The following is a 265-nucleotide window of genomic DNA, read 5'->3' on the forward strand; positions in this document are numbered from 1 at the left end:
GTGCTAGAGGTGGATATCTCTACTTCATTACTTTCATAGATGATCTATCCAGGTATGGATATGTCTATCTGATGAAACATAAGTTAGAGTCATTTGAAATGTTCAAATGGTTTCGAAGTAAAATAGAAAAACAAACTAGAAAGAATATTAAGACTCTTCGATTTAATCGAGGAGGGGAATACCTTTCTGGTGAGTTTCTTATACATCTAGGAGAGAATGGAATTATCTCCTAATGAACTTCTTCAGGAACACCACAGCATAATGG

At 34.7% G+C, this 265-nt stretch carries 1 protein-coding gene; it reads left to right on the plus strand.

The window, feature by feature from the left end:
- On the plus strand, positions 1 to 233 hold a 233-nt coding region (locus tag AB2L51_RS15260), incomplete at its 5' end, for a hypothetical protein (RefSeq protein WP_400922698.1).
- Positions 234 to 265 lie beyond the last annotated feature (32 nt).

The sequence above is a fragment of the Acetobacter fabarum genome, assembly GCF_040702925.2.
GTDB lineage: Bacteria > Pseudomonadota > Alphaproteobacteria > Acetobacterales > Acetobacteraceae > Acetobacter > Acetobacter fabarum_B.